At 39.5% G+C, this 703-nt stretch carries 1 protein-coding gene; it reads right to left on the bottom strand.

Annotation, left to right across the window (positions count from 1 at the left end; genetic code table 11):
* Positions 1-703, bottom strand: a 703-nt coding sequence (locus tag HMPREF2701_RS11460; RefSeq protein ID WP_398584246.1) for a MucBP domain-containing protein, incomplete at both ends; no start/stop codon positions are given.

The raw sequence follows: 703 nt of genomic DNA, 5'->3' as shown, positions 1-703 counted from the left end.
GACTTGTCTTAACTTTCTCATAAACGTGCTCTGTATCACCGTTTGGAAGTTTCTTAGTTTCTACGAAGCGGTAACCTGGGATATCTTTCTTAGGATTTGTACCTTCTTCAGTAGTTGTTCCTGGAATTACATTACCATCTTTATCTTTATAAGTTGTCGTAACTTTTTCATAGATGTGTTTTGTATTTCCTTTTTCGTCTACTTCAGTTTTAACAATCTTGTATCCTGGGATATCTTTAGTTGGTTTAGTTCCATCTTCTGTTGGTGAAAGTGGTTTACCATCTTTATCAACGAACGAAGTATCAGGACGAACTGTTGGAGTGTAAGTAGCTGTTACAGGTGTTCCGTTCTTATCTACACGTTTAACTGTCACACCTTTAGCTTTTCCTACGAAGTCAGGTTCTGGTGTGAACGTTACTTTACCGTTTTCATCGATTGTGTATGTTCCTTCGCCTGGTACTTTCTTCTCAGTTGTGCCATCGTCAAATGTTGGTTTAACAGTTTCATCGATTGGTACATTAGGGTTTCCTGGTTTAAATTCAGGTGTTCCTGTTTGTGGTTGCCCTTTAGGTCCTTCAGATTCTGCAGGTGTTCCTTCTGGAGTCACTGGAGTTACTGTTGGTGTGTATTTAGCTGTCACTGGTGTGCCATTCTTATCTACACGTTTAACAGTTACGCCTGTTCCTTTACCTGTGAATGTCTT

It is taken from the genome of Streptococcus sp. HMSC077D04 (assembly GCF_001808785.1).
Classification (GTDB): domain Bacteria; phylum Bacillota; class Bacilli; order Lactobacillales; family Streptococcaceae; genus Streptococcus; species Streptococcus mitis_BX.
This window is presented reverse-complemented; position numbering and strand designations above follow the sequence as displayed.